General features: G+C 71.5%; 17 protein-coding genes. 6 read left to right on the top strand and 11 right to left on the bottom strand.

What is annotated here, in order from left to right:
- Nucleotides 1-47: 47 nt before the first annotated feature.
- The 3 genes from BLT82_RS04410 to BLT82_RS04400 all read right to left on the bottom strand — a co-directional run bounded on the left by BLT82_RS04410 (nucleotide 48) and on the right by BLT82_RS04400 (nucleotide 6,865).
- Nucleotides 48-1,097, bottom strand: a complete 1,050-nt coding sequence (locus tag BLT82_RS04410) for an ABC transporter permease (RefSeq protein ID WP_093652683.1) — start codon at nucleotides 1,095-1,097, stop codon at nucleotides 48-50.
- Between the two features lie 823 nt (nucleotides 1,098-1,920).
- Nucleotides 1,921-3,828, bottom strand: a complete 1,908-nt coding sequence (gene typA / locus BLT82_RS04405) for a translational GTPase TypA (RefSeq protein ID WP_093652468.1) — start codon at nucleotides 3,826-3,828, stop codon at nucleotides 1,921-1,923.
- Between the two features lie 622 nt (nucleotides 3,829-4,450).
- A complete protein-coding gene (locus BLT82_RS04400; RefSeq protein ID WP_093652467.1) occupies nucleotides 4,451-6,865 on the bottom strand; it encodes an ABC transporter family substrate-binding protein in 2,415 nt (804 codons plus the stop codon).
- Between the two features lie 303 nt (nucleotides 6,866-7,168).
- On the opposite strand from BLT82_RS04400, the gene BLT82_RS04395 reads away from it, so the two are divergent.
- The 4 genes from BLT82_RS04395 to BLT82_RS04380 are packed head-to-tail and all read left to right on the top strand — an operon-like array spanning nucleotide 7,169 to nucleotide 10,972.
- Nucleotides 7,169-7,399, top strand: coding sequence for a hypothetical protein (locus BLT82_RS04395; RefSeq protein ID WP_093652466.1), 231 nt, complete (start codon nucleotides 7,169-7,171; stop codon nucleotides 7,397-7,399).
- An 8-nt stretch (nucleotides 7,400-7,407) separates the two neighbouring features.
- The gene (locus tag BLT82_RS04390; protein WP_093652465.1) at nucleotides 7,408-8,226 is read left to right on the top strand and encodes a hypothetical protein; all 819 of its coding nucleotides are present in this window, start codon (nucleotides 7,408-7,410) and stop codon (nucleotides 8,224-8,226) included.
- A gap of 17 nt (nucleotides 8,227-8,243) precedes the next feature.
- Nucleotides 8,244-10,196 (top strand): fumarate reductase/succinate dehydrogenase flavoprotein subunit, encoded by a 1,953-nt coding sequence (locus BLT82_RS04385; RefSeq protein WP_093652464.1) that lies wholly within the window; start codon nucleotides 8,244-8,246, stop codon nucleotides 10,194-10,196.
- Complete coding sequence (locus tag BLT82_RS04380) at nucleotides 10,193-10,972, top strand: succinate dehydrogenase/fumarate reductase iron-sulfur subunit (protein ID WP_093652463.1); 780 nt, start codon at nucleotides 10,193-10,195, stop codon at nucleotides 10,970-10,972. Before BLT82_RS04385 ends, BLT82_RS04380 begins: the two co-directional genes overlap by 4 nt.
- A gap of 85 nt (nucleotides 10,973-11,057) precedes the next feature.
- Here the strand turns inward: BLT82_RS04380 and BLT82_RS04375 are convergent, their stop codons facing one another.
- The 5 genes from BLT82_RS04375 to BLT82_RS04355 all read right to left on the bottom strand — a co-directional run bounded on the left by BLT82_RS04375 (nucleotide 11,058) and on the right by BLT82_RS04355 (nucleotide 16,706).
- Nucleotides 11,058-13,700, bottom strand: coding sequence for a SpoIIE family protein phosphatase (locus BLT82_RS04375; RefSeq protein ID WP_093652462.1), 2,643 nt, complete (start codon nucleotides 13,698-13,700; stop codon nucleotides 11,058-11,060).
- A 147-nt stretch (nucleotides 13,701-13,847) separates the two neighbouring features.
- Nucleotides 13,848-14,276, bottom strand: a complete 429-nt coding sequence (locus BLT82_RS04370; protein WP_093652461.1) for an ATP-binding protein — start codon at nucleotides 14,274-14,276, stop codon at nucleotides 13,848-13,850.
- A gap of 115 nt (nucleotides 14,277-14,391) precedes the next feature.
- A complete protein-coding gene (locus BLT82_RS04365) occupies nucleotides 14,392-14,820 on the bottom strand; it encodes a (deoxy)nucleoside triphosphate pyrophosphohydrolase (RefSeq protein ID WP_208867693.1) in 429 nt (142 codons plus the stop codon).
- Between the two features lie 84 nt (nucleotides 14,821-14,904).
- The gene (locus BLT82_RS04360) at nucleotides 14,905-15,087 is read right to left on the bottom strand and encodes an SPOR domain-containing protein (RefSeq protein ID WP_093652459.1); all 183 of its coding nucleotides are present in this window, start codon (nucleotides 15,085-15,087) and stop codon (nucleotides 14,905-14,907) included.
- Nucleotides 15,088-15,953: 866 nt separating this feature from the next.
- The gene (locus BLT82_RS04355; protein WP_093652458.1) at nucleotides 15,954-16,706 is read right to left on the bottom strand and encodes a GntR family transcriptional regulator; all 753 of its coding nucleotides are present in this window, start codon (nucleotides 16,704-16,706) and stop codon (nucleotides 15,954-15,956) included.
- Between the two features lie 258 nt (nucleotides 16,707-16,964).
- On the opposite strand from BLT82_RS04355, the gene BLT82_RS04350 reads away from it, so the two are divergent.
- Entirely contained in the window at nucleotides 16,965-18,299 is a 1,335-nt protein-coding gene (locus BLT82_RS04350; RefSeq protein WP_093652457.1) for a glycoside hydrolase family 18 protein, read from the top strand.
- A 139-nt stretch (nucleotides 18,300-18,438) separates the two neighbouring features.
- Here BLT82_RS04350 and BLT82_RS04345 read toward each other — a convergent pair whose 3' ends face one another.
- A complete protein-coding gene (locus BLT82_RS04345) occupies nucleotides 18,439-19,527 on the bottom strand; it encodes a DUF4190 domain-containing protein (protein WP_244291829.1) in 1,089 nt (362 codons plus the stop codon).
- A 296-nt stretch (nucleotides 19,528-19,823) separates the two neighbouring features.
- Nucleotides 19,824-21,398: a S8 family peptidase gene (locus BLT82_RS04340; RefSeq protein ID WP_093652455.1), complete on the bottom strand. Its 1,575-nt coding sequence runs from the start codon at nucleotides 21,396-21,398 to the stop codon at nucleotides 19,824-19,826.
- Nucleotides 21,399-21,589: 191 nt separating this feature from the next.
- On the opposite strand from BLT82_RS04340, the gene BLT82_RS04335 reads away from it, so the two are divergent.
- Complete coding sequence (locus BLT82_RS04335) at nucleotides 21,590-22,711, top strand: pyridoxal-phosphate dependent enzyme (protein ID WP_093652454.1); 1,122 nt, start codon at nucleotides 21,590-21,592, stop codon at nucleotides 22,709-22,711.
- Between the two features lie 330 nt (nucleotides 22,712-23,041).
- Here BLT82_RS04335 and BLT82_RS04330 read toward each other — a convergent pair whose 3' ends face one another.
- A complete protein-coding gene (locus tag BLT82_RS04330) occupies nucleotides 23,042-25,027 on the bottom strand; it encodes an ATP-binding protein (protein ID WP_093652453.1) in 1,986 nt (661 codons plus the stop codon).
- Between the last annotated feature and the right edge of the window lie 6 nt (nucleotides 25,028-25,033).

Here is a 25,033-nt window from a genome sequence, read left to right as displayed (position 1 = left end):
GTCCGGTTGCCCGGCGCGAGGGCGGCAGCTGCCCTCGCACGTGGACGTCACCGTCCGGTCTTGGGGTCGAACGCGTCCCGGACCGAGTCACCGAGGAGGTTGAAGGCCAGGACGAAGATCACCATCGCGACACCGGGGAAGAACATGAAGGCCGGGTCCAGCTCGTAGAGCTTGGCGCCCGTGGCGAACATGCGGCCCCAGTCGGGGGTCGGCTCGACGAAGCCGACACCCACGTACGAGAGGAATGCGATGTTGAGGATGGCGCTGGGCAGCATGTACGTGCCCTGCACCAGGATGGGAGTGACGATGTTCGGCAGGATCTCCTTGAACACGATCCGCGACCGAGGGGCTCCGGAGACCTTCGCCGCCTCGACGAACTCCCGCTCGCGCAGGGAGAGTACCGAGCTGCGCACCAGACGGGCCATGCCCATCCAGCCCAGGAACCACGACACCAGGATGATCGCGACCGCCCGGAGGTAGGTCGGCGTCTCGTCCGTCGGGGAGACGAACAGCGCGGTCACGACGGGCATGAAGGCGATGAAGAACAGCTGGTTCGGGAAGGACAGGAAGAAGTCCGTGATCCGGCCCAGCCAGTAGTCGACCTTGCCGCCGAAGTAGCCGCCGATCAATCCGATGATGACACCGGTCACCACGCAGAGGAACGTCAGAACCAGCGCCATGAACAGCGACGTGCGCATGCCGTAGATCAGCATGGTGAACACGTCACGGCCCAGGTTGGGCTCGACACCGAACCAGAACTCGCCCGAGACGCCGCCGAACGGACCGTTGGGCATGGCGAAGTCGTCGAGCAGGAACGGGTAGTCGGGCTCCTGCGCGTAGAGCGTGTACGGGTTCTTGCCGTACACCGCCGAGATCACCGGGGCCAGCGCGGCGACGGCGAAGAAGAAGAGCACGACACAGGCGGAGATCATGCCCGTGCGGTCGCGCTTGAAGCGCGTCCACATCAGCTGGCCTGGCGACCGGCCGGTGAGCTCCTTCTTGTCCTGGTCCTTGTCCGCGCCGTCGTTGCCGGCAGCGGTCTCCTTGTCCAAGGCGACAGAGGCGGTCTCGCCCTCGATCTCAATTGGACTGGTCATGATGGTGTCCATTCACGGGTGTCGGGTGACCCGCGGTCCTGCGCGCGTAGATGACCGGGCGTATGGCCCGTTCCGGCGTGCTGCGTGACGGTCTCGCCGATTGCCTGCCCGTCACCTGAAGACGGGCACGGCAGTGACACCGCGCCACCGCACGGGTTCTCCCGTGGGCAGGGCGACTGCGAAGAGCGTCAGGTTGGGGTGGATCCCCCCAAGGAACGCGAGCCGAGCGGTTGACCGGGTCTCAGATTCGCCGGCCGCTGCCGGCGACCGGACCGGATGACGTGCGCTGCAAACCGGTCGTCCGAGCCATCTTCGACGACCCGAGCCCACTGGTGCTCGTGGCACCGCGCATGGGTTCCTCCTCATGAGTCCACGTATTCACTGCAAGGGTGGGCACATGACAACGCCGACACCCCTGACGGCGAGATCCGTGCCCCGTGTGCTCGTGAGTCGGCGCTCCCCACAGCGCGTGACCCGTTGACCCGAGCTCAGTGAAGCCAACTATTAGGTAAGTTCGGGCTGTAAACCACACTTAAAGCATCTCGTTTTGGCAACATCACTCCGCCCCAGACGCCCAAAATTCGGACAAAGGGATCGCAGACAGACACGCGCGAAACGGACTGTTAATACAGGTTTCCGGTGAGCTACGTCCGATAGTCGGACGAGTGGCGCAGGAAAATCTGTTGACGGACAGGGCGGACAGACCGGGCACCCGCAGTCTCCCAGACGGGGGCGCGCACGGAAACGGCCCGGGAAACCCCCTCGAGCGGGGTCTCCCGGGCCGTCACGGTCGGTCTGGTCCCGATGTCCGGAACCGGACGGTTCAGCCGTGCTTGGCGCGCGAGGCGGCGCGGGCGCGCTCACGGGCGTCCAGGTTCACCTTGCGGATGCGCACGGCCTCCGGGGTCACCTCGACGCACTCGTCGTCACGGCAGAACTCCAGCGACTGCTCCAGCGAGAGCTTGCGCGGCGGGACGATGGACTCCGCGACATCGGCCGTGGAGGAGCGCATGTTCGTGAGCTTCTTCTCCTTGGTGATGTTCACGTCCATGTCGTCCGAGCGGGAGTTCTCGCCGACGATCATGCCCTCGTAGACCTCGGTGCCCGGCTCGACGAAGAGCACGCCGCGCTCCTGGAGGTTCGTCATCGCGAACGCGGTGACGGCACCGGACCGGTCGGCGACCAGCGAGCCGTTGTTGCGGGTCTGCAGGTTGCCGAACCACGGCTCGTGGCCCTCGTGGATCGAGTGGGCGATGCCGGTGCCGCGGGTGTTCGTCAGGAACTCCGTGCGGAAGCCGATCAGGCCGCGGGACGGCACGACGAACTCCATGCGGACCCAGCCGGAGCCGTGGTTCGACATGTTGTCCATGCGGCCCTTGCGGACGCCCATGAGCTGGGTCACGGCACCCATGTGCTCCTCGGGCACGTCGATGGTCATGCGCTCGACCGGCTCGTGGAGCTTGCCGTCGACGTCCTTGGTGACCACCTGCGGCTTGCCGATCGTCAGCTCGAAGCCCTCACGGCGCATGGTCTCGACGAGGATCGCCAGGGCCAGCTCGCCACGGCCCTGCACCTCCCACGCGTCGGGGCGCTCGGTGTCGAGGACGCGGAGCGAGACGTTGCCGATCAGCTCGCGGTCGAGGCGGTCCTTGACCTGGCGGGCGGTGACCTTGCGGTCCTTGACGCCGCCCTTGTTGTCCGCGCCCTTGCCGGTCGCGCCGCGGCCGACGAGCGGGGAGGTGTTCGTGCCGATGGTCATGGAGATCGCCGGCTCGTCGACCGTGATGAGCGGCAGCGCGACCGGGTTCTCCGGGTCCGCCAGGGTCTCGCCGATCATGATGTCGGGGATGCCGGCGACGGCGCAGATGTCACCGGGGCCCGCGACCTCGGCGGGCTTGCGGGTGAGCGCCTCGGTCATCATCAGCTCGGAGATGCGGACGTTGGAGATCGAGCCGTCGCGCTTGATCCACGCGACGGTCTGGCCCTTGCGGAGCTCGCCCTGCTCGACGCGCAGCAGCGCGATGCGGCCGAGGAAGTTGTCGGCGTCGAGGTTGGTGACGTGGGCCTGGAGGGGGGCCTCCTCGTCGTACGTCGGCGCGGGGATGTGCTCCAGGATGGTGGAGAAGAACGGCTCCAGGTTCTCGCTGTCGGCCGGGACGGTGCCGTCCTCCGGCTTGGTCAGCGACGCGATGCCGTCACGACCGCAGGCGTAGACGATCGGGAACTCGATCTGGTCCTCGTCGGCGTCCAGGTCGAGGAAGAGGTCGTAGGTCTCGTTGACGACCTCGTCGATCCGGGAGTCCGGGCGGTCGGTCTTGTTGATGCACAGGATGACGGGCATCCGGCGCTGGAGCGCCTTGCGGAGCACGAAGCGGGTCTGCGGGAGCGGGCCCTCGGAGGCGTCCACCAGCAGCACCACGCCGTCGACCATCGACAGACCGCGCTCGACCTCGCCGCCGAAGTCGGCGTGGCCGGGGGTGTCGATGATGTTGATGGTGATCGGGGCCCCGCCGTCCTTGGGGTGGTACTTCACCGCCGTGTTCTTGGCGAGGATCGTGATGCCCTTCTCACGCTCCAGGTCGTTCGAGTCCATGACCCGGTCGTCGACGGAGTCGAGCTGGTGCGCGGCGAAGGCTCCGGCCTGCTTCAGCATGGCGTCGACGATGGTCGTCTTGCCGTGGTCGACGTGGGCGACGATGGCGACGTTACGGATGTCGTGGCGCGTGGGCATGGGTGGCTTGCGCTTCTCTCGGATCGTGGGATGCGGCGTCTGTTTCCTCTTACGCCCGCCGGGCGGACGCGCCACGGCTGTGTCCATGGTACGGGGCCGCCGCGCAGAGGGCTTCCCGGCCCGATCCGACCCGGAACGACCTTGCCCGCCGGGAGCACCGGCAGGCAAGGGAATTGAGCTGCTTCTGAGGTCCGGATCACTGGAGCGGAAGGTTCCGCTCCAGAACGCTCGACGACGCGGCTCCGAGGCGGCGGGAACGGGACGGGATCGACCGGACCGGACACGGCACCGCGCAGGGCTCCCGGAGCCGCCGGACACGGCACGGCACAGAGGCACCGAGCCGCCGGACACGGCACGGGCACTGCGGCCGGGCCCCGGCCGCGACCGGGGTCCGGGGCCCTCGGCACGAGCCGCGCCCGTGGTCCCGGGACGCCCCGTACAGGACGGACGGGCCGGTACGCCGCCCGGCGGCACGAAGATCTCCCGTTCCCGGGCAGGGGCCCCGAGGCCCCGAGATCCGACCGGCCCGCCGGGCCCCGGACGCCCGGGCCCTCACGATCGCTCCGTATGCCGTCCGCCGAGGCGGCCGCGGGCGGGCCCCGGCGGACGGCGCCGGGAGGCGCTACTCCGCCGTGGCCGGCCCGGCTCCGTGCGCCGGCTTCGCCTTGACGAAGCCGATGTCCTGGTAGCGCGGGGCCGAGAAGCCGAACGCCCCCGCGTTGGCCAGGTCGCGCTTCGCGGCCACGAGCTCGGGACGCTGGTAGAGGGGGATGGAGGCCGCCGCGGCCCAGATCCGGGCGTCGACCTGCTTCATCAGGTCCCGGGCCTTCCTCTCGTCCAGCTCGGACACCGCCTCGTCGAAGAGCTGGTCGATGCGGTCCGTACCGACCCGGGTGTAGTTCTGCTCCACCAGCAGCGAGCCGTCCGTCGCGGGCTCGGGCTTGGCGTAGATCGGACGGGCGTCGGTCGCCGGGTAGGCCGTGGCCGGCCAGGACCACAGGGCGAGGTCGTAGTGCCCCGACGCGATGTGGTCCTTGAAGAAGCTGTCCTCGGCGACCTTCTTCACCTCGGTGTGGATGCCGACCCCGTCCAGCATCCTGCGGATCCGGTCCCCGACCGTGCGCAGCGACTCGGAGCCCGGGCCCGAGGGGAGGACGAAGCGGAGGCTGAGCGGCTTGCCGTCCTTGCCGAGCGGTCCCGCGACCGGGTTCCGCCCCGGGGCTCTGGTGCCGACCGGCGCATAGGCGCCCGGGACCCCGCCCTCACGCCGGTACGCCTCGGGCATCGCCTTGTCCCCGTCGCTGCCGAGCGGGGCGGCCGCAGGGCGTGCGGCGCCGGGCTTGTCGTCCCCGCCGGTGCCGGTGGCCGCCGTGCCGGCGGCACCGGTACGGGCACCGCCCGCGGCCGGCGGGCTCTGCGACGCGCCGGGCGCACCCGAGCCGCCGGCGGAAGGCGAGCCTCCCGCGGAGGGGCTCTGCGCCGCCGGACTCTGCGCTGACGGGGTCCCGGCCGCCGGGCTCTGCGCCGTCGGGCTGCTCCCCGCCGCCGGGCTCTCCGCGGCCGGGCTTCCTGCCGCGGGGCTCTTCTCGGGCCCCGCCTTCGTACCGGACTCGGCCGACCGTGCACCCTCCCTGGTCCACCCCGCGTCGGCGAGCAGCGCCTGCGCCTCCGCCGTGTCCTGGCCGCCGAGCGCGCCGCTGCTGTCCGCGTACGCGGACTGTCCCGCGAGCGCCAGGTGGCTCCCGACGGGCTTCGCGGGCAGTCCGAGGGGCTTCAGTACGGTCTCGGCGAGCTCGCGGCGGTCCAGCGCCCGGGCCACCGCACGCCGCACCCGCTCGTCAGCGAGCGGACCCGACTCCCCGTTGAGCGCGAGCTGGGTGTACGCGGGCTCCAGGGACTTGCGGACGACGAATCCGCGCAGCGCAGTCTGGTCGCTGCTGAACCTCGTCAGCCCTGCGTCTCCGCGCTCCCGCGCGAGCAGCCCATCCCCGCCCGTCTCCTCCCCGGCACTCCCGGCGGAACGTTCCTGCTGGGTACCGCCGCCGGACTCCCCCGCTTCCGCCGACGCGGCCCCGGGGCCGCTGCCGCCGCCCGTGTCCTTTTGCGCCACGGCGATGCGGTCCGCCACGCCCCGGTCGATCTCGGCCAGATCGACGGCGCCCGTGGCGAGCGCCGCGGCACGCCGGTCGCGCGGCACGGCCCGCAGCACGAGCGAGTCGAGCTTGGCCGGGTCCCCCCACCAGCGCGGGTTGCGGACGAGCGTGACGGTGCCGTCATCGCTGTCGATCTTCTGCAGGGCGAAGGGCCCCGCGGTCGCCGGCAGCTCCGTGCGGGCCCCGTCGTTGAAGGAGGCCGGGCTGCCCGTCGTCTCCTTCGGGTAGAGCGGGGAGAACAGCGATCTCCAGTCGGCGTACGGCCTGGCGAAGGTGACCCGTACCTCCAGGTCGTTCTTGCCGCGCTCGATGTTCTCGATGCGCTCGTAGCCGGCGTTGCGCGCGGTCCAGTACGCCGAGTCCTTGCCGCTGAGAGCCCTCCACTGGGCGACGAAGTCCGGTGCGCCGATCTCCCGGCCGTCGGTCCAGACGGCCTCCTGGTTGAGCTTGTAGAGGACGACCTGCTTGGGCTCGCGGTCGACGAGCTCGGCCGATTCCAGGTAGTCGGGGTTGAGCTGCGGGCGGCCGCGCTGGTCCAGCGTGAAGAGGGAGGGGAGCACGGCGCCGGCGACCCGGGCCGTGGCAGCGTCCGCGTCGGCCTGGAAGGCGTTGAGCGTCGTGGGTACGGAGTCGACGGCCCACCTCAGCGTGCCGCCCTGCTCGACCTGGTTGCGCCCTGCGTGGCCGATGTCCGCGGGGACCGCCACGGCCTCGGAGCCGCCCTCCTCCGACGTGCAGCCGGCCAGTACCGGCAGGACGAGCACCCCGCTCGTGAGCAGTGCCACCGAGCGCAGGGTCCGGGAGCGGCCGGACCGGGACCGGGAGATGCGGAAGCAGGGCGTACGGGAGCACGTCCTCCCGCGTGGGGCGTCGACCTCGGACATGACGTGTACCCCTTCGTCCGATTAGTTGGGTCTTTGATGGGCTTTGGAGATGATCACACCTATTGCGACTTCACTGAAAAGGACGGAGGCCGGGGTGCGGCGCAGACACGGCGGAGCGGACCGAAAACCCCACCCATGCGGCCCAACGGGCAGCCCCTAACGGGTGGCGCGTGGCGCGAATCGGTGCACACGCCTTCACAAGCAGGGATGTGACGCGCGACACTCGCAGGCGCACACACAGCCCTCTGGGGGACATCCCCAGACACCCGCATGCCACCGCGACCGCGGAAGTGAGGGCAGTTCATGTCCCTGCAGGACGAGTTGACGGACGTCAAGCGCCGTCTCGACGACCTGACCCGAACGGTCGAACGGCTGGAGCGGAGCCTCGCGCACAAGCGGGAGGACGCACCCCGGACCCAGCCGGCCGGCCGCCCCGAAGACCTGGTCACCATTCCCGACACCCCGTACGACAGTTCGCTGTGGACGGACTCGGACGACGAAGGCCTGGGTGCGCGCGACCGGCACGCGCCCTAGGAGCTTCGTTGGCCACAGGCACCGAACCTCATACCGACACAGGCGTACGCGGCGCCACGCGCGCCGCCATCGCCACCCGTACCCTCAGGACCGACCGCTGGTGGCTCGCGCCCGCCGCGACCGCCGGCGGTCTGCTCGCCTTCATCGTCTACTCGACCTGGCGGGCCTTCTCGAACAGCGACTACTACGCGGCGCCGTACGTCTCGCCGTTCTACTCACCCTGTCTCGCCGAGAACTGCGTCCCGATGAAGGGCGGCCCGAACTGGGAGATCTTCGGCAGCTGGTGGGGCCTGTCCCCCGCGCTGCTGATCCTCATCTTCCCGCTGGGCTTCCGGCTGACCTGCTACTACTACCGCAAGGCCTACTACCGGGGCTTCTGGGCCTCGCCCCCGGCCTGCGCGGTCGCCGAGCCGCACGCGAAGTACACGGGTGAGACCCGCTTCCCGCTGATCCTGCAGAACATGCACCGCTACTTCTTCTACGCGGCGCTGCCGGTGGCGGGCATCCTCACCTACGACACGGTGCTCGCCTTCCGCGACGAGAACTACGCCTGGGGCCACATGGGCCTCGGCACCCTGGTCTTCCTCGTCAACATCGTGCTGATCTGGGCGTACACCCTGTCCTGCCACTCCTGCCGGCACATCATCGGCGGACGGCTGCGGCACTTCTCCAAGCACCCGGTCCGCTACCGGCTGTGGGGCTTCGTCGGCAAGCTGAACGAGCGTCACATGCTGCTCGCCTGGACGTCGTTGATCAGCGTCGCGCTCGCCGACTTCTACGTCTACCTGCTCGCCTCCGGCGCCTTCGCCGATCCGCGCTTCTTCTAGGGGAAAGGTGCTCACCGATGACTGAGCTCGAACGGCAGCAGTGGGATGTTGTCGTCGTGGGCGCGGGTGGTGCGGGGCTGCGGGCCGCCATCGAGGCGCGTGAGGCGGGCGCCCGTACGGCCGTGATCTGCAAGTCCCTGTTCGGCAAGGCCCACACCGTGATGGCGGAGGGCGGGATCGCCGCCTCCATGGGCAATGTGAACTCCCACGACAACTGGCAGGTCCACTTCCGCGACACCATGCGCGGCGGGAAGTTCCTCAACCAGTGGCGGATGGCGGAACTGCACGCCCAGGAGGCCCCCGACCGCGTCTGGGAGCTGGAGACCTGGGGCGCGCTCTTCGACCGCACCAAGGACGGGAAGATCTCCCAGCGCAACTTCGGCGGCCACGAGTACCCGCGGCTGGCGCACGTCGGCGACCGGACCGGACTGGAACTGATCCGGACCCTCCAGCAGAAGATCGTCTCGCTCCAGCAGGAGGACGAGCGGGAGGTCGGCGACCCCGAGGCCCGGCTGAAGGTCTTCCAGGAGTGCACGGTGACCCGGGTGCTCAAGGACGGCGACAGGGTTTCGGGCGCCTTCTGCTACGAGCGCGAGTCCGGCCGCTTCTTCGTGCTGGAGGCACCGGCGGTCGTGCTGGCCACCGGAGGGATCGGCAAGTCCTTCAAGGTCACCTCCAACTCCTGGGAGTACACCGGCGACGGGCACGCGCTGGCGCTGCTCGCCGGGGCGCCGCTGCTGAACATGGAGTTCGTGCAGTTCCATCCGACCGGAATGGTCTGGCCGCCCTCGGTGAAGGGCATCCTCGTCACCGAGTCGGTGCGCGGCGACGGAGGGGTGCTGCGCAACTCCGAGGGCAAGCGGTTCATGTTCGACTACGTCCCTGACGTCTTCAAGGAGAAGTACGCGGAGACGGAGGAGGAGGGCGACCGCTGGTACGAGGACCCGGACAACAACCGGCGTCCTCCCGAGCTGCTCCCCCGGGACGAGGTCGCCCGGGCCATCAACGCCGAGGTGAAGGCGGGCCGCGGCTCTCCGCACGGCGGGGTGTTCCTGGACGTCTCGACCCGGATGCCGGCCGAGGTGATCAAGCGCCGGCTGCCGTCCATGTACCACCAGTTCAAGGAGCTGGCGGACGTGGACATCACGGCGGAGGCGATGGAGGTCGGGCCGACCTGCCACTACGTGATGGGCGGCATCGCGGTCGAGTCGGACACGGCGGCCACGATCGGCGTGCCCGGCCTGTACGCGGCGGGCGAGGTCGCCGGCGGCATGCACGGCTCCAACCGCCTGGGCGGCAACTCCCTCTCGGATCTGCTGGTCTTCGGGCGGCGCGCCGGACTGCACGCCGCCGAGTACGCCGCGGGCCTCGCGGGTGCGCGGCCCGCGGTCGACGAGGAGCAGATCGACGCGGCCGCGGCGGAGGCGCTGCGGCCCTTCAGCGCCGAGGGTCCCGAGCCGGACGCACCGCCGGAGAACCCGTACACGCTCCACCAGGAGCTCCAGCAGACGATGAACGACCTGGTCGGCATCATCCGGCGGGAGTCCGAGATGGCGCAGGCGCTGAAGAAGCTCGCCGATCTGCGGGTCCGCGCCCGGAGGGCCGGCGTGGAGGGCCACCGCCAGTTCAATCCCGGCTGGCACCTCGCCCTGGACCTGCGCAACATGCTGCTGGTCAGCGAATGCATCGCCCGCTCCGCCCTGGAGCGCACCGAGAGCCGCGGCGGCCACACCCGCGAGGACTGCCCCGCGATGGAGCGCGAGTGGCGGCGGATCAATCTGCTGTGCCGTCTCACCGACCGCGCCATGTCCTTCGGACCGGTGGAACCCGGCGCTCCGGCCGCCGACCCCGTACGCGGCCAGATCGACCTCGCCCGGAAGACCACCGAGCCCATCCGCCACGACCTGCTCTCCCTCTTCGAGAAGGAAGAGCTGGTCAAGTACCTCGCCGAAGAGGAGCTGTACGAATGAGCACGTACGACGCTCGGTTCAGGGTATGGCGGGGCGACCAGGACGGCGGGGACCTCGAGGACTTCACGGTCGAGGTCCACGACGGCGAGGTCGTCCTCGACATCATCCACCGGCTGCAGGCCACCCAGGCGGGTGATCTCGCGGTCCGCTGGAACTGCAAGGCGGGCAAGTGCGGTTCGTGCAGCGCGGAGATCAACGGCCGTCCGCGGCTGATGTGCATGACCCGCATGTCGGTCTTCGACCGCGCCGAGACCATCACGGTCACCCCGCTGCGCGCCTTCCCGGTGGTGCGCGACCTGGTCACCGACGTGTCCTTCAACTACGCCAAGGCCAGGGAAGTGCCGTCCTTCGTGCCGCCGCCGGGTGTCGCGGCGGGCGAGTACCGGATGCAGCAGATCGACGTGGACCGCTCCCAGGAGTTCCGCAAGTGCATCGAGTGCTTCCTGTGCCAGGACACCTGCCATGTGGTGCGTGACCACGAGGAGAACAAGACGGCCTTCGCCGGACCGCGCTTCCTGATGCGCGTGGCCGAGCTCGACATGCACCCGCTGGACGCCGCGGCCGAGTCGGGCCTCGACCGCAGGCGTACGGCCCAGGAGGAGCACGGTCTGGGCTACTGCAACATCACCAAGTGCTGCACCGAGGTGTGCCCCGAGGGAATCCACATCACGGACAACGCGCTGATCCCGCTCAAGGAGCGCGCCGTCGACCGGAAGTACGACCCGCTGGTGTGGCTGGGCAGCAGGATCCGGCGCCGGGACGAGCGCACGACGTAGCACTGCCTCCCGTCCGTGCCCGGGCACGGACGTCTCGCCGAGGGGCGGGCGGGGCCGGCCGTGCGGACCGCCCGCCCCTCGGGTTTCAGAACATGCTCAGGAGCTGCTCCACGCTGGGCTCGGCCGTCGAGTCCCCGTCGGGCAGGGCGAGTTCGAACCACACGGTCTTGCCCCGGGGCGTCCGGCGGGAGCCCCAGGCGGCGCTCAGCAGACCGACCAGTTGCAGGCCCCGGCCGCCCTCGTCGGTGTCCCGTGCCCGCCGGCGCCGCGGCTGCACGAGACCCGCGTCCCACACCTCGCAGACGAGGGTGCGGTCGCGCAGCAGCCGCAGCCGGATCTCGCCCTCGCCGTAGCGCAGGGCGTTGGTGACCAACTCGCTGACGAGCAGTTCGACCGTGTCGACGAGCGGGTCGAGGTCCCAGGCGCTGAGCTGGGCCCGGGCCAGCTCGCGGGCGCGTCCCACGGACCGCGGTTCGCGCGGCAGCCGCCAGTCCCCCACGGCCTCGCTCGCCAGGCCCTGGATACGGGCCATCAGCAGCGCGATGTCGTCCTCGCCGTGCCGGGTGTCGAGGGTGGCGAGCACGTGGTCGCAGACGTCCTCGAGCGAACGCGAGCGGGATCCGCCTTCGAGGGCGTCGGGCGTCCCGCCGCCCGGTCCGCCCGCGGGGCCGTGGGGGGAACGGGGCTCCGGCACGGAGCGGGCCGGCTCGGTCAGGGCGCGGCGGAAGGCACTGAGCCCTTCGTCCAGAGGATGGTCGCGCGACTCGACGAGCCCGTCGGTGTACAGCGCGAGCAGCGCGCCCTCCGGAAGCTCCACCTGGACCTCCTCGAAGGGTTCGCCGCCCACCCCGAGCGGCATCCCTGGCGGCACGTCGAGCATCAACGCCTCCTCGCCCGGCTCGACGAGGACCGGCGGCAGATGGCCGGCGTTGGCGAAGGTGCAGCGCCGGGTCACCGGGTCGTACACGGCGTAGACGCAGGTCGCCAGGTAGACCTCGGAGAGCTCGGGCCCGCGGGACTTGTGGGCGACCCTGGAGGCCTGCTGGGCCCCGCTCGGCGTGCCGAGTCCGCGGGCGATCTCGTCGAGCGCGGAGAGCACCTCCGCGGGCTCCAGGTCCAGGAGGGCCAACGTCCGTACGGCGGTCCGCAGTTCGCCCATGGCCACGGCGGCGCGCAGTCCCCGCCCCATGACGTCGCCGACGACGAGGGCGGTGCGGTGGCCGGGGAGTTCGATGACGTCGAACCAGTCGCCGCCGACCTCGGTGGCCGTGTTGCCCGGGAGATAGCGGCAGGCGATGTCGAGACCGGCGGCCTCCGGGTCGCCGGGCGGCAGGAGGCTGCGCTGGAGGATCAGGGCGCGCTCGTGCTCACGGCGGTAGAGGCGGGCGTTGTCGATGCAGACCGCGGCACGTGCGGCGAGCTCGACGGCGAGTGCCCGGTCCCGCTCGCCGAAGGGCTCGCTGCCCTTGGCCCGGGAGAACTGGACGAGACCGACGACCGTGTCGTGGGCGACCATCGGCACGGCCAGCGTGGACTGGACGAGGCTGCCCTCCTCGCCGGGGATGGCGCGGACCCTGGCCGTGCGCAGGGCGTCGGAGCAGGCGGAGCTGAAGGGGTAGTGGTGGACCGCGCCGACCTGGGGGCTGGCCGGTGTACCCGCCCCGGAGGCGCCGCCGAGCAGGCTCTCGGACACGGTGCTGGCGAAGGCGACCCGGCGCAGCTCGGCGCTGCCGCCGTAGCTCTCGGGCCGGGCGGGGCCCCAGCGTCCGGGTGGGGCCTCTTCGCCCGTGAGCAGCCCCTGGTAGAGGTCCACGGCGGCAAGGTCGCAGAACCCGGGGACGGCGACGTCGAGGAGTTCGCGTGCGGTGGTCTCCAGGTCGAGGGAGTTGCCGATGCGGGCACTGGCCTCGTTGAGCAGGGCGAGGTTGCGGCGGGCGCTGGCCGCCTCGCGGGCCGCGATCTGGCGGCGGGTCACATCGATGCCGAGCCCCGCGACCCCGACGGGCCGGCCGGAACCGCTGTGCACGCGGTAGAGGTTGACCGCCCAGTGCCGCCGGTCGGAGCTGCCGGGGGCGCTGCCGACGATCTGGAGGTCGGTGACCGACTCCCCGGTTTCCAGCACCCGTTGGAGGGCGGCGGTCATCCGATCCGCCTCGGGGCGGGAGAGGTAGTCGTACACGGTCCGTCCGCGGTGGTCCTCGGCGACGCCGCCGAAGACCGTCGCGAAACGCTCGTTGGCGCGCAGCACGGTGAGGTCGGTACCGAACAGGAGGAAGCCAAAAGGAGATTGACCGAAAATCGCCTGCGAAGCGGCGAGATCCGTCTCGATCCGCCGTAGGGCGCGTACGTCGACGACGATACAGAGCGCGGCACGCTCGCCGTTCTCCGTCTCGCTCGGCATGACGTAGACCTCGGCCAGCCCGTGCGCGCCGCCCTCGCCCGGCAGGCGGAAGGGGACGAGGCCCGTCCACTCCTTGCCGTCCAGGATCTCGGCGACCTTGCGGTGACCTCGCGGGCGGAGTTCCGAGGGGATGAAGACGTCGACCGGGTCCTTGCCCCTGACGTCCTCGGCACAGATGCCGAACTGCTCGGCGGCACGCCGACTCCACTGGTCGACCAGCCCGTCAGGGCCGATCGAGAACGACGCGACCTTGATGTAGTCGTAAATGGAGCCGGGCGGACTGCTCTGCCACACCACGCCGCTCGCCGTCTCAGGTATCTCGCTCACGCGACCGTCCCCTCCAGCTCACCGCACCGGACCGGCCATGCCCGCAGTATTCAGCACTACGGCGCCTGGCGGCACGGCGTTCACGATCACAGCACGGTCTCGTTCGTTTTGAGCCGAGCACGCAGTGATCGTCGTCCCCCCACACTCCTAACCAGGCAGGGGCAGCTCGAACCACACGGTCTTGCCCGCTCTGCCGCGTCGCGTCCCCCAGCGGCGAGCCGCACACGCCACCAGCTGGAGACCGCGTCCGCCCTCGTCATCGGGCCCCGCGGGGCGTTCCAGGGGCGGATCCGGAAGCGGATCGGAGACCTCCACGAGCAGCGCGGGGGGTCGCGGCGGGACCGACCCGTCGACGACCGGCCGGACCAGCCGCACCCCGATGGGCCCGGAGGTGTACCGAAGGGAATTGGTCACCAGCTCACTGACCAGGAGGACCGTCACATCGACCACGGCGGGCTCGAGGCCCCACTTCCGCAGGGCGTCGCGGACGGCGTGGCGGGCGGAACGCGCGGCGTCCGGCTCGGCAGGGAAGGTCCACTCGGCGCATGCGCCTTCGGTGTCGATCACGCCGACCACTTCCCGGACCTGCCACGGAATCCCGTCCACTTTGGGGCGGCAATCAGGACATACCCGATATTTAGTGCGGCGTATCCCCGAGAGGGGCGTGCGGTGGCACGAACGGCGTAGGAATTCAGCCGCGTGCGCTCCCCGGCCGGTCCCGCGGCAGACGGCGCACGGCCTCCTCGACGGCGGGACGGTCCTGGGGCAGCCAGTCCACGGCGTCCAGTTCGTCGACGGCGAGCCAGCGCAGCTCGTCGTGGTCCTCCAGTGGGCGCGGCTGACCCGAGATCAGCCGCGCCGTCCAGACCTGGAGCACATAGCCGGGGCCCAGCGGCCACTCGCCGGGGACCCGCTCGACCGGCTCCGCCTCCACACCCAGCTCCTCGCGCAGCTCGCGGACGAGGGCCTCCTCGGGGGACTCGCCCGGTTCGAGCTTGCCGCCCGGCAGCTCCCAGCGTCCGGCGAACTCGGGCGGTGCGCTGCGGCGCGCGGCGAGCAGACGCCCCCGGTCGTAGAGGGCCCCGGCCACCACGACGCGGGCTTTCACACGATCTGTCATGCGCGGGAGCGTAACCCGCCCGGCGAGGGGCGCTCCGGCCCGCGGGCGCACGCCCGGCCCCGGTGCGGCGACCGCCGGCCCCGCTCAGGAGGGCGCGGTCTGCCCCATGCGCTCGACCCAGTAGAGCTGCTCGTGCCCCCGGTCACCGAGGCTGTCCGCGACCTTCTGCGCCTCGTCCTCTGTGGCGTACCTGCCCACGCGATAGCGATTGCCGTTGTCGTCCTGGCGAATCACCAGCCAGGGCAGCATCGTGCCACCGTCGGTCATCGCGCCTCTCCCGCCGCCGGCCTGCACTTCTCTAACGATCCCCAGGAAACCGCAGTCTGCATATGCCCGAGCTTACGCCTGACCTTTACTCAGCGGATATGTCTTTTTACGAAGAGAGACGGATCCGGCCAGCGTCCCCTCATATACGAGGGGCGCACTTGGCCGAGTGCGCCCCTCCATCATGCCGCCGCAGGACGCTTCGCCCGGCGGATTCCGCCACCTTCGGCGTCCGCCGGGCGGCACGGCGAGCGGGCGGCCGCGCCGGGTACGGCCTCGCGGACGGCGCCCGGCTGCTGCTCGTCAACGGAGCAGCTCGCCGGCGTCTCGGTCGGCTTTCTGCGGAAGTGGGCCCGGCCGGACGCCGACGAGACGGCCGAGCCGCCTCTCGCCCGTCGGCGCCGGGGGCGTCAACAGGCAGGGCAGCGAAGTGAGTCCGGCCGCGACGAACTGCCGTGAGACTTCTCCGCACTCCCGCAGCCCGGGCCCGGGCCCGGGCCGGCTGTGAACGGTGACCGGCGATCAGCGGTTGCCGACGGGCGGGAGACGCCACGGCGGGGTCGACGCCCTCGGCGGGCGCGAGACCGAGCGCACGAGGGGCGTACGGGAAGAGGACCGCCCAGGGGAGGGGCGAACGGAGCGAGCCGGGGCAGGCCGAGCAGGCAGGGGCCACACCGGCCGCCTCGGCCCGACCTGAGCTCGTCAACGCGCCCCGCGCTGCGCGCACTTCGCAGGCGAGCACCCGGGACCCGAGGCGGGGAGGCGGGACGCCCCCACGGGGGACGCCACCGGTCTCCGCGCCACGGAGACCGGCGCATCGGCGCCCCGCACTCCGCGGGCCGGCGCACCGCGGGCGGGGACACCCGGAGTCAGCGCACCGGAAGGTGGTACGCGATCCGGAAGCGGTCCGCCGGAACCACCACGTCCGCCGTCTCGACGGCACGACCCGACGCGTAGTAGGTGCGCTGGATGACCATCACCACATGGCCGGGCACCCCGCCGAGGGTCAGCAGTTCCTCCGCCAGCCCCGGCCGTGCGCCGACCTCCTCCACCACGTTGTCCACGACGACGTCGATGGCGCCCATCCGCTCGACGACGCCGCAGCCGCCGAGCGGCCCCTCTTCGGGCAGCATCACCGGCGTGCGGCCCGTGATCGAGAGCGGCTCCCACGAGGTGGAGAGCATCGTCGGCTCGCCGGCGTCCCGGAAGACGTATCTCGTGCGCATCACGCGGTCGCCGGGGGCGACTCCCAGCCTGCCCGCGACGGCCGCACTCGCCGGCTCCTGCTCGCTGCTCGACTCCCAGGTGCCTCGGACGCCCTCGGCGGCCTGCTCCTGCCGGAAGGGATTGGCACCGGACGGCGGCCGGTAGCCCGAGCGGGAGACGCGCCGCGGCACCGGCCGCTCCCGCACGTACGTCCCCGAGCCGGAACGCCCCTCCACCAGCCCCTCGGCCATCAGCACCTTCCGCGCCTCCAGCGCCACGGTGTCCGAGACCCCGTACTCCTCGCGGATCCGGGCCTGCGAGGGAAGGCGGGTGTGCGGCGGCAGCGAGCCACTGACGATCTTCTGGCGGAGGTCGCTCGCAACGCGCAGATAGGCGGGCTGCTCACCGAATGTCACTGGCCACTCCCAACAGGTTGACAGACAGCAACAGCGTGGCAACCGACGGTTGATCCTCGCAAGCATGGGCCAATGCATCACGAGCAGTAATTACCGCCGGAGGGGTGGTCGATTACCTCCGGTAGGGCATCGGGCTTCGCACGGACGTGCATCGAATCCTTGACCGCAATGGTCCAGACCAATACCTTTCTCCGCGTACGCGCACGGCAGCACGACCGCCCCTGGAAGCCCTCCGGCACACGCACAGGAATGAGCCTCATGCGCCGAAGAACCCTTGCCCGGCTGACCATCGCCGCCGCCTCGCTCGCGCTCCTCGCCCCGCTCGCCCCGGCGGCCGCGGCCGGCACCGGCCACGGCCGCCCACCCGCGCCCCACGCCCACAAACGCGTCGGCTATTTCACCCAATGGGGCGTGTACGGACGGAACTTCCAGGTGAAGGACCTGGACACCAGCGGCACCGCCGCGAAGCTCACGCACATCAACTACGCGTTCGGCAACGTGAGCGCGGACGGCAAGTGCTTCACCGGCAATGTGCCCGGAGAGGCCGACGCCTGGGCGGACTACGCCCGTCCCCTGGACGCGGCGGCCTCGGTCGACGGCGTCGCCGACACCGCCGAGCAGCCACTCGCGGGCAACTTCAACCAACTGCGCGAGCTCAAGGCCAAGCACCCCGGTCTCAAGGTGCTGATCTCGCTCGGCGGCTGGAGCTGGTCCACGCACTTCTCCGACGCGGCCCGGACCCCCGCCTCGCGCAAGGCGTTCGTGGCCTCCTGCCTCGACCTGTACATCAAGGGCGATCTGCCCGTGGACGGCGCGCGCGGCGGGGCCGGGGCGGCCGCCGGAGTCTTCGACGGCATCGACCTCGACTGGGAGTGGCCGGGGTCGGAGGGCGACACGGACACCGTGTACCGGCCCGAGGACAAACGGAACTTCACCGCACTGGTACGGGAGTTCCGCACTCAGCTCGACGCGTACGGCAGGTCCCTGAAGAAGCGCAAGCACTACGAACTGACGGCGTTCGTCCCGGCGGCCGCCGCCAAGATCGACGCCGGTTTCGAGGTTCCCCGGATCATGCGCGATCTGGACTTCGTGACCCTCCAGGGCTACGACTTCCACGTCTCCGGCGAGAAGACCACCGCGCAGCAGTCGGCCCTCCACGCACGGGACGACTACAGCGTGGACCGGACCGTGCGCGACTGGCTGCGCCGCGGGGCTCCCGCCCGGAAGCTGGTCATGGGCATCCCGTTCTACGGCCAGGGCTGGACGGGCGTCACCGGCGGCGGCGACGGCCTCGGACAGCCGGCGAGCGCACCCGCTCCGGCCACCTGGGCGGCGGGGTACGAGGACTACAAGGCCCTCAAGAAGCTCGCCGGTTCGGGCACCTACACGCTCCACCGCGACCGCCGGAACGGCCACGCCTGGCTCTTCGACGGCACCACGCTGTGGACGTACGACGACCCGCAGGTGCTGCGCACCAAGAGCGCGTACGTCCGTGATCGCGGGCTCGGCGGCGCGATGTTCTGGTCCCTGGACGGGGACACGCCGGACGGGGAGCTCATCACGGCCGTCGACCGGGGTCTGAGGGGCCGCTGACCCTCCCTCACCCGCTCGTGGGCGGCGGGAGCCCGGCACACGCACAGCAGCCGGCGCCCGCCGCCCGCGACGCACCGCGGGGCGATGCGCCTGGGACCGCCGCGTCGCCAGACCGCCGCGTCGCCAGACCGTCGTGTCGTCAGACCGTCGTGTCCTCGCTCGGCAGCGGGTCCTCGTCCTCGGGGTCGCCGGGCTCCTCCGGGGGCTCCGTGGCCAGCCCCAGGGCGGACCGGACGGCGATCTCGGTCTTCTGGCGGAAGGCGTCGCCCGCCTCCGACGTGGCGTCCCAGAAGCCGTCCTCGTCCTGCGCCGCCGCCGCCCGGCCGAAATGGCGGCGTGCCGTGTCGTACTCCTTCGCGCGGGCCAGGGCGTGCTTGCGGGCGGCCGCGGGCCAGGGCCCCGCGCGCAGTTCACGGGCCTCGGTGTCCAGCGTCCGCGCCATCCGCTCGGCCCAGGCGCGGTTGGCCTCCGGGTCGTCCTCGAAGAGCTCCTCCGGCTCCTCCCACCAGACCGTGTCGACGGCCAGCTCGCCCTCCAGATAGGCGAGTTGTGCCGGGTCGAGGGTCGTCCGGTCGCTGCGGACGGACGACTCGAGCTTGGGGCCGGCGCTCGCCAGGGCGCAGGCGACCTTGCGGTCGCCGAAGCGCCAACTGTCCCTCGTCGGCATGTAGTAGTACGGCTCCGCCGTCTCCGGTACGGCCCACCAGTCCAGCGTGTAGCCGCTGTTGATGTCCTCGCACCGCCGCTCCGCCTCGGTCTCGACGGCCTTCTGCCCGGGCCACTCGTCGAACCTGTCGAGCGGGAAGGTGCCCGTCACCTCGCCCTCGTGGGGTCTGTCGCAGTCCACGGTCCGGACGGACTCCGCCTCCTCCTCGTCCTCCAGGCCACGGCCCGGGGTGTCGAAGCACTGCCCGGTCCGCAGGTCGAACGTGGAGTCCGCCGCCGCGCTCTCGCGGGCGGCCTTCCGGAAGCCGTCCCACGCCTCGCCGACGGTGCCGGTGGCGAACGCGACGGTCATGAGGATCGTGCTGATGACGGAGAGCACGGTGCCGGCGATCGCCAGGCCCCTTCCCTCGTCCCCCCTCTTCTTGATCTGCGCCAGCGCGATCAGCCCGAGGACGAGGCCGAGCGGGGGCAGACAGCACACGATTCCCGTGACGAGGGAGCCGATGGCGAAGCCGTTGGTGGCGGGCCGCCGCGGCAGCGCGCCGTAGGGCGGATAGGGCATGCCCGGCGGCCCGCCCGCCGGCGTCGGGTACGGGTACGCCGCCGGCGCAGGCTGCGGCGACGGGGCGGGCGGCTGCGCCGGGCCGGGTCCGCCCGGAGGCGTCCATCCCTGCGACGACGGTTCCACGGGTGCGGCGCTCCTTGTGAAGATCATGCGAACATCTGCGCGGATCAGCGGATCATACGGTGGCGGCCGTGCGGCGGACATCCGGAATACGCGGAAGGGGCGGCCGCTCGGCGCGGCCGCCCCTCACTGCTGGTCGGGCTCCGGACCGGCACGGTCCGGCACTGCGGGAGTCAGAACTGGAGGCCCCAGGCGTCGATCCGGCCCGTGTCGTAGCGGGCGTTGTCGCTCACCCGCAGCTTCCAGGTGCCGTTCGCGACCTCCGAGGAGGCGTTCACGGTGTACGTGGTGTTGATGTTGTCGCTGCTGCCGCCGGTGCCGTACGACTTCAGCGTGTACGCGGTGCCGTCCGGGGCGATGAGCTGGACCTGGAGGTCACCGATGTAGGTGTGCACGATGCCGACCGGCACCTGGAGCGCGGCGGGCGCGTTGCCCGCGATGCCGCTGACGGTGACGGGCGACTCCACGGTGGCGTTGTCGCTGATCGGGTAGTCGGCGGTGTTCTCGAACTTCGGCCCGGGCGGCGTGGTCGTGCCGCCTCCGACGTACAGCAGCCGGTTCGGCGAGCCGGAACCCGGGTTGCCGACCACGTTCGGGGTCGCCGCGGTGGTCAGTGCCGAGGACACCTGTGCCGGGGTGGCCGTCCGGTTGTCCGCCAGGTAGAGGGCGGCGGCACCGGCGACGTGCGGGGTGGCCATCGAGGTGCCGGAGATGGTGTTGGTCGCGCTGTCGCTGGTGTTCCACGCCGACGTGATGGACGAGCCCGGCGCGAAGATGTCCAGCACGCTGCCGTAGTTGGAGAAGCTGGAGCGCGCGTCGGTGCTGGTCGTGGAGCCGACGGTGATGGCCTCGGTCACCCGGGCCGGGGAGTAGTTGGAGGCGTTGGCGCCGCTGTTGCCCGCCGCCACGGCGTAGGTGATGCCGGACGCGATGGAGTTGCGGACCGCGGTGTCCAGCGCCGTGTCGACGCCGCCGCCGAGGCTCATGTTGGCGACGGCCGGCTTGACCGCGTTCTGCGTCACCCAGTCGATGCCCGCGACGACCTGGGCGGTCGTGCCGGAACCGGAGTTGTTGAGCACCCGGACGCCGACGACCTTCGCCTTCTTCGCGACGCCGTAGGCACCGCCGGCGACCGTGGCGGCGACGTGCGTGCCGTGGCCGTTGCCGTCCTGCGCCGTGTTGTCGTTGTCGATGGCGTCGTAGCCGTACGAGGCGCGGCCACCGAAGTCGCTGTGGGTGATCCGTACACCGGTGTCGATGATGTACGCGGTGACGCCCTCGCCCGCGGAGTCGGGGTAGGTGTAGCTCTGGTCGAGCGGCAGCGCGCGCTGGTCGATGCGGTCCAGGCCCCAGGAGGGCGGGTTCGGCTGGGTGCCGGAGATGGTGAACACCCGGTTCTGCACGACGGATTCGACGGCGGGGTCCCCGGCGAACTTCCTGGCCTGCGCCTCGGAGAGCTCGACGGCGTATCCGTTGAGGGCGGAGCTGTACGTCTTCTTGATCTTGGCGCCGTACTCCGCGGCGAGGTCCTTGCCCGCCTTGGAACCGGCGTCGGCGGCCGACTCGTCGAGGGTGACGATGTAGCTGCCGGGGATGGCACCGGGGGCGCCCGCGTTCTCGATCACGCCCACCGGGGCGGGCTCTGCCGCGGTGGCCGGGAGGGCGGAGGCGGCACCGAGTGCCAGGGCGGCGACGGCTATCGCGCTGGCCGCGGACAGTCTTCGCCGCGAGTTACGCATCACGGACATGTGAGGGATCCTCCTCATTGGTGGTGCGTTGCTGTGGGGGAATGCGGCAGGAACATGACAATGACAACGCGGTGGGTGCCCGCGAATCGCCATGCCGCTACCGTCCGAAAGATTGGCTGATCCATAGGAATCCCACAAGAGTTCGGGACGGCCCGTAACACGTGTGCCACACAACTGCCATCCTGGATCACATGACGGACTATCAGTGCCCGATGTGCGACGTGCGGTCCCCGGTCGAGTCGTTCGCCTGGCGCTGCCCGCGGTGCCACGGCCCCTGGGACCTCGACTTCGCGGCGGCCCCGGTGCCGCTCGACTCCCTCGCGGGGAGGGCCAATTCGCTGTGGCGGTACGAGGAGGCGCTGCCGCTCGCCGCGACGGAGGCCACGGGTGGCGGCCCGGGAGCCGTCTCGCTCGGCGAGGGCCGGACCCCGCTGGTACCGCTCACCGGCACGGTGACCGCGAAGCTCGACTTCCTGATGCCGACCCTGTCGTTCAAGGACCGCGGAGCGGTGATGCTCGCCGAACTCGCCCGCCGTCTGAAGCCCCGGCGCGTGATCGCCGACAGCAGCGGCAACGCGGGCACGTCGATCGCCGCGTACTGCGCCCGCGCCGGCCTGGACTGCACCGTGTACGTCCCGGCCGCGACCTCCCCGAAGAAGATCGAGCAGATCACCGCGCACGGCGCCCGCCCGGAACTCGTGCCCGGCGACCGGGAGACGGCCGCACGCGCCGCACGCGCGGCAGCCGACGAGGACGGGGTCTTCTACGCCTCCCACGTCCACAACCCGTACTTCCTGCACGGCACGAAGACCTACGTGTACGAGGTGTGGGAGGACCTCGGCGGCAGCCTGCCCGAGGCGCTGGTCCTGCCCGCCGGCAACGGCACCCTGCTGCTCGGCGCGCATCTCGCCGTCGAGGAACTGCACACCCACGGGCTGATCGCGGAGCGCCCCGCGCTCGTCGCGGTCCAGGCGGCCGCGGTCGCGCCGCTGGCCTCCGCGTTCCACGCCGGCGCGGACGACATCACGCCGTCAACGGCGGTGCCCACCCTCGCCGAGGGAATCGCCGTCCCCGCCCCGCCCCGGGCCCGCCGGATCCTCTCCGCGGTCCGCGCCGGCGGCGGCACCTTCCACACGGTGACGGACGACCAGATCCGCGCCGCCCAGCTCGACCTCGCCGCCCGCGGCCTGTTCGTCGAGCCCACGGGCGCGGCCTGCTGGGCCGCGATCCGGGCACACGGCCTGGAGGGCCGCACGGCGGTGGTGCCGCTGTGCGGGGCGGGGGCCAAGACGGGGGTGGCACCGGGCGGTTGACCCGGCTCGGGCCCGGGCCCCAACGTGCCGGGTGACGGCGAAGGGCCGGCTCCATCGGGAGCCGGCCCTTTGCGGCCTGCAGGCCCGACGATCACCCGGCGTGCGGTGGAGGTTCGGTCACCTCGCCGGAGCGGAGGTCCCGACGCACGGCTTCGCTCCGCGCGGATGCGGCCCATCCGTTCGGCACACCCCGGCACGCTGTCCTCGGCCGTCGCGTCCCGGCTGGTCTCCCGGGTCCGTAACCCGGCACGCTTCCGGCACGGGGCAGGGCGGACGACCGGCGGCCGCGCGCCGGCGAGCGGGCGTGCACGCCCCGGGCCGTCGTGCCCGTCAGGCGCCGGGGTCGGTCTCCGTCCCGGGTGCCAGAACGACGAGGACCTGGTCGGCCGACACCGTGCCGTGCAGGGCGCACCTGATCTCCTCGACCACTCCGCCGAGCGGGGCGAGGATGCGGTTCTCCATCTTCATGGCCTCGACGATCATGAGCACCTCCCCCTCCTCGACCGTGTCGCCCACCGCGCAGGACAGCGCGACGACCGTGCCCGGCATGGGCGAGCGCACGACGTCGTCGACCGCCTCGGCGCCGCTCTCGGCGTGCGTCCTGGCGGTCAGCTCCGTCCGCCGACCGTCGACGACCAGTTCGAAGCGGTCGGCGACGCGGAGCCCGACCCACCTCTGGTCGCCCACCACGCCCCTGAACAGCCCGTCGCGGTGCGAGACGGTGACGCGGAACGTCCTGTCGTGCACCGTGACGTCCACCGCGCCGCCGTGAACTCCTGTGAGCCGGGCCTCCAGCTCCTCGCCGCCGGCGCGCAGGACGACCCGGCCCAGCGGTGCGCCGGAGTCCAGGGCCGGGCGATCCAGCGGCCCGACCGTGCCGGTCCACGGAGAGGCCGCGGGGTCCCCTTTGGGCGGCACCTCCATCGCCGCCGCGCACGCGGCGGCCACGGCCGAGCTTCCGCGGGGCGGCGTGTCCGCGACGAACGCGTCGACCAGGTGGGTGTCGACGCGCCCCGCGACGACCCGGGTGTCCCGGAGCAGGTCCGCCACGAAGCCGAGGTTCGTGGTCAGGCCGACGACCTTGGTGGTGCGGGCCGCATCGGCCAGCCGCCGAAGGGCCGACACGCGGTCGTGGCCCCGGGCGACCAGCTTGGCAATCATGGGGTCGTAGAAGGCGGGGACGTCGCCGTACGTGTCGAAGGCGGCCTCCACGCGCACGTGAACCGCGTCGGCGGGCCATTCGACGACGTCCGCCCGCCCGGGAGCGGGCTGGAACCCCGCTTCCGGGTCCTCGGCGTACACCCGGCACTCCACCGCGTGCCCGGTGGCGGTGATCTCGTGCTGGGCGAGCGGCAGATGCTCCCCGGCGGCCACGCGCAGCTGCCACTCGACGAGGTCGACGCCGGTGATCTCCTCGGTGACCGGATGCTCGACCTGGAGGCGCGTGTTGACCTCGAGGAAGTAGAACCGGCCGTCGGTGTCCAGGATGAACTCGAAGGTGCCGGCGTTGACGTACCCCAGGGCCCTGGCGCCGCGCACGGCGGCTTCGAGCAGCGCCGTACGGACCTCGGCTGCGAGGCCGGCCGCGGGAGCCTCCTCGACGATCTTCTGATGACGGCGCTGGAGCGAGCACTCCCGCTCGAACAGATGGACGAGGGCGCCATGGGTGTCCCCGAACACCTGGACCTCGATGTGGCGGGGGCGCGGCACATAGCGCTCGGCCAGGAGCCGTCCGTCCCCGAAGTTGCCGCGGCCCAGACGAACGGCCTCGGCCACGGCGTCGGCCATGTCCGCCTCGTCCTCGACCACCCGCATGCCCTTGCCGCCGCCGCCGGCCACGGGCTTGAGGATCACCGGGTAGCCGATGCGGCGGGCGTCGGCGACGAGCCGGTCGACCGACTCGGTGGCGTCCTCGGAGCCGGGCAGGACGGGGACGCCCGCCTCGGCCATCAGGGCCCTGGCCGTCGCCTTGTCCCCCATGGCCGCGATCATCGCGGCGTCCGGGCCGATGAAGACCAGACCGGCGTCGGCGACCGCGGATGCGAAGTGGTGGTTCTCCGACAGGAACCCGTAGCCGGGATGTACCGCGTCGCAGCCCGACCGGAGCGCCGCGTCGACGATCGACTCGATGTTCAGGTAGCTGTCGGCGGCGGCCGCCGGGCCGATGCGCACGCGCTCGACGGCGCCCGCCAGATGGGGCGCCGCCCGGTCGGCGTCGGAGTACACGGCCACGTACTCGATGTCGAGACGACGGCAGGTGCGGGCGATGCGGCGGGCTATCTCGCCGCGATTCGCGATCAAGACTCGTTTGAGCATTCTTCG

The organism is Streptomyces wuyuanensis (genome assembly GCF_900103455.1).
GTDB classification, from domain to species: domain Bacteria; phylum Actinomycetota; class Actinomycetes; order Streptomycetales; family Streptomycetaceae; genus Streptomyces; species Streptomyces wuyuanensis.
This window is presented reverse-complemented; position numbering and strand designations above follow the sequence as displayed.

Excerpts from the sequence above, each read along its gene's own strand:
- BLT82_RS04410 (WP_093652683.1), bottom strand. The coding sequence starts at position 1,097 with ATGACCAGTCCAATTGAGATCGAGGGCGAGACCGCCTCTGTCGCCTTG.
- typA (WP_093652468.1), bottom strand. The coding sequence starts at position 3,828 with ATGCCCACGCGCCACGACATCCGTAACGTCGCCATCGTCGCCCACGTC.
- BLT82_RS04400 (WP_093652467.1), bottom strand. The coding sequence starts at position 6,865 with ATGTCCGAGGTCGACGCCCCACGCGGGAGGACGTGCTCCCGTACGCCC.
- BLT82_RS04395 (WP_093652466.1), top strand. The coding sequence starts at position 7,169 with ATGTCCCTGCAGGACGAGTTGACGGACGTCAAGCGCCGTCTCGACGAC.
- BLT82_RS04385 (WP_093652464.1), top strand. The coding sequence starts at position 8,244 with ATGACTGAGCTCGAACGGCAGCAGTGGGATGTTGTCGTCGTGGGCGCG.
- BLT82_RS04380 (WP_093652463.1), top strand. The coding sequence starts at position 10,193 with ATGAGCACGTACGACGCTCGGTTCAGGGTATGGCGGGGCGACCAGGAC.
- BLT82_RS04365 (WP_208867693.1), bottom strand. The coding sequence starts at position 14,820 with ATGACAGATCGTGTGAAAGCCCGCGTCGTGGTGGCCGGGGCCCTCTAC.
- BLT82_RS04360 (WP_093652459.1), bottom strand. The coding sequence starts at position 15,087 with ATGACCGACGGTGGCACGATGCTGCCCTGGCTGGTGATTCGCCAGGAC.
- BLT82_RS04350 (WP_093652457.1), top strand. The coding sequence starts at position 16,965 with ATGCGCCGAAGAACCCTTGCCCGGCTGACCATCGCCGCCGCCTCGCTC.
- BLT82_RS04345 (WP_244291829.1), bottom strand. The coding sequence starts at position 19,527 with ATGCCCTATCCGCCCTACGGCGCGCTGCCGCGGCGGCCCGCCACCAAC.
- BLT82_RS04340 (WP_093652455.1), bottom strand. The coding sequence starts at position 21,398 with ATGTCCGTGATGCGTAACTCGCGGCGAAGACTGTCCGCGGCCAGCGCG.
- BLT82_RS04335 (WP_093652454.1), top strand. The coding sequence starts at position 21,590 with ATGACGGACTATCAGTGCCCGATGTGCGACGTGCGGTCCCCGGTCGAG.
- BLT82_RS04330 (WP_093652453.1), bottom strand. The coding sequence starts at position 25,027 with ATGCTCAAACGAGTCTTGATCGCGAATCGCGGCGAGATAGCCCGCCGC.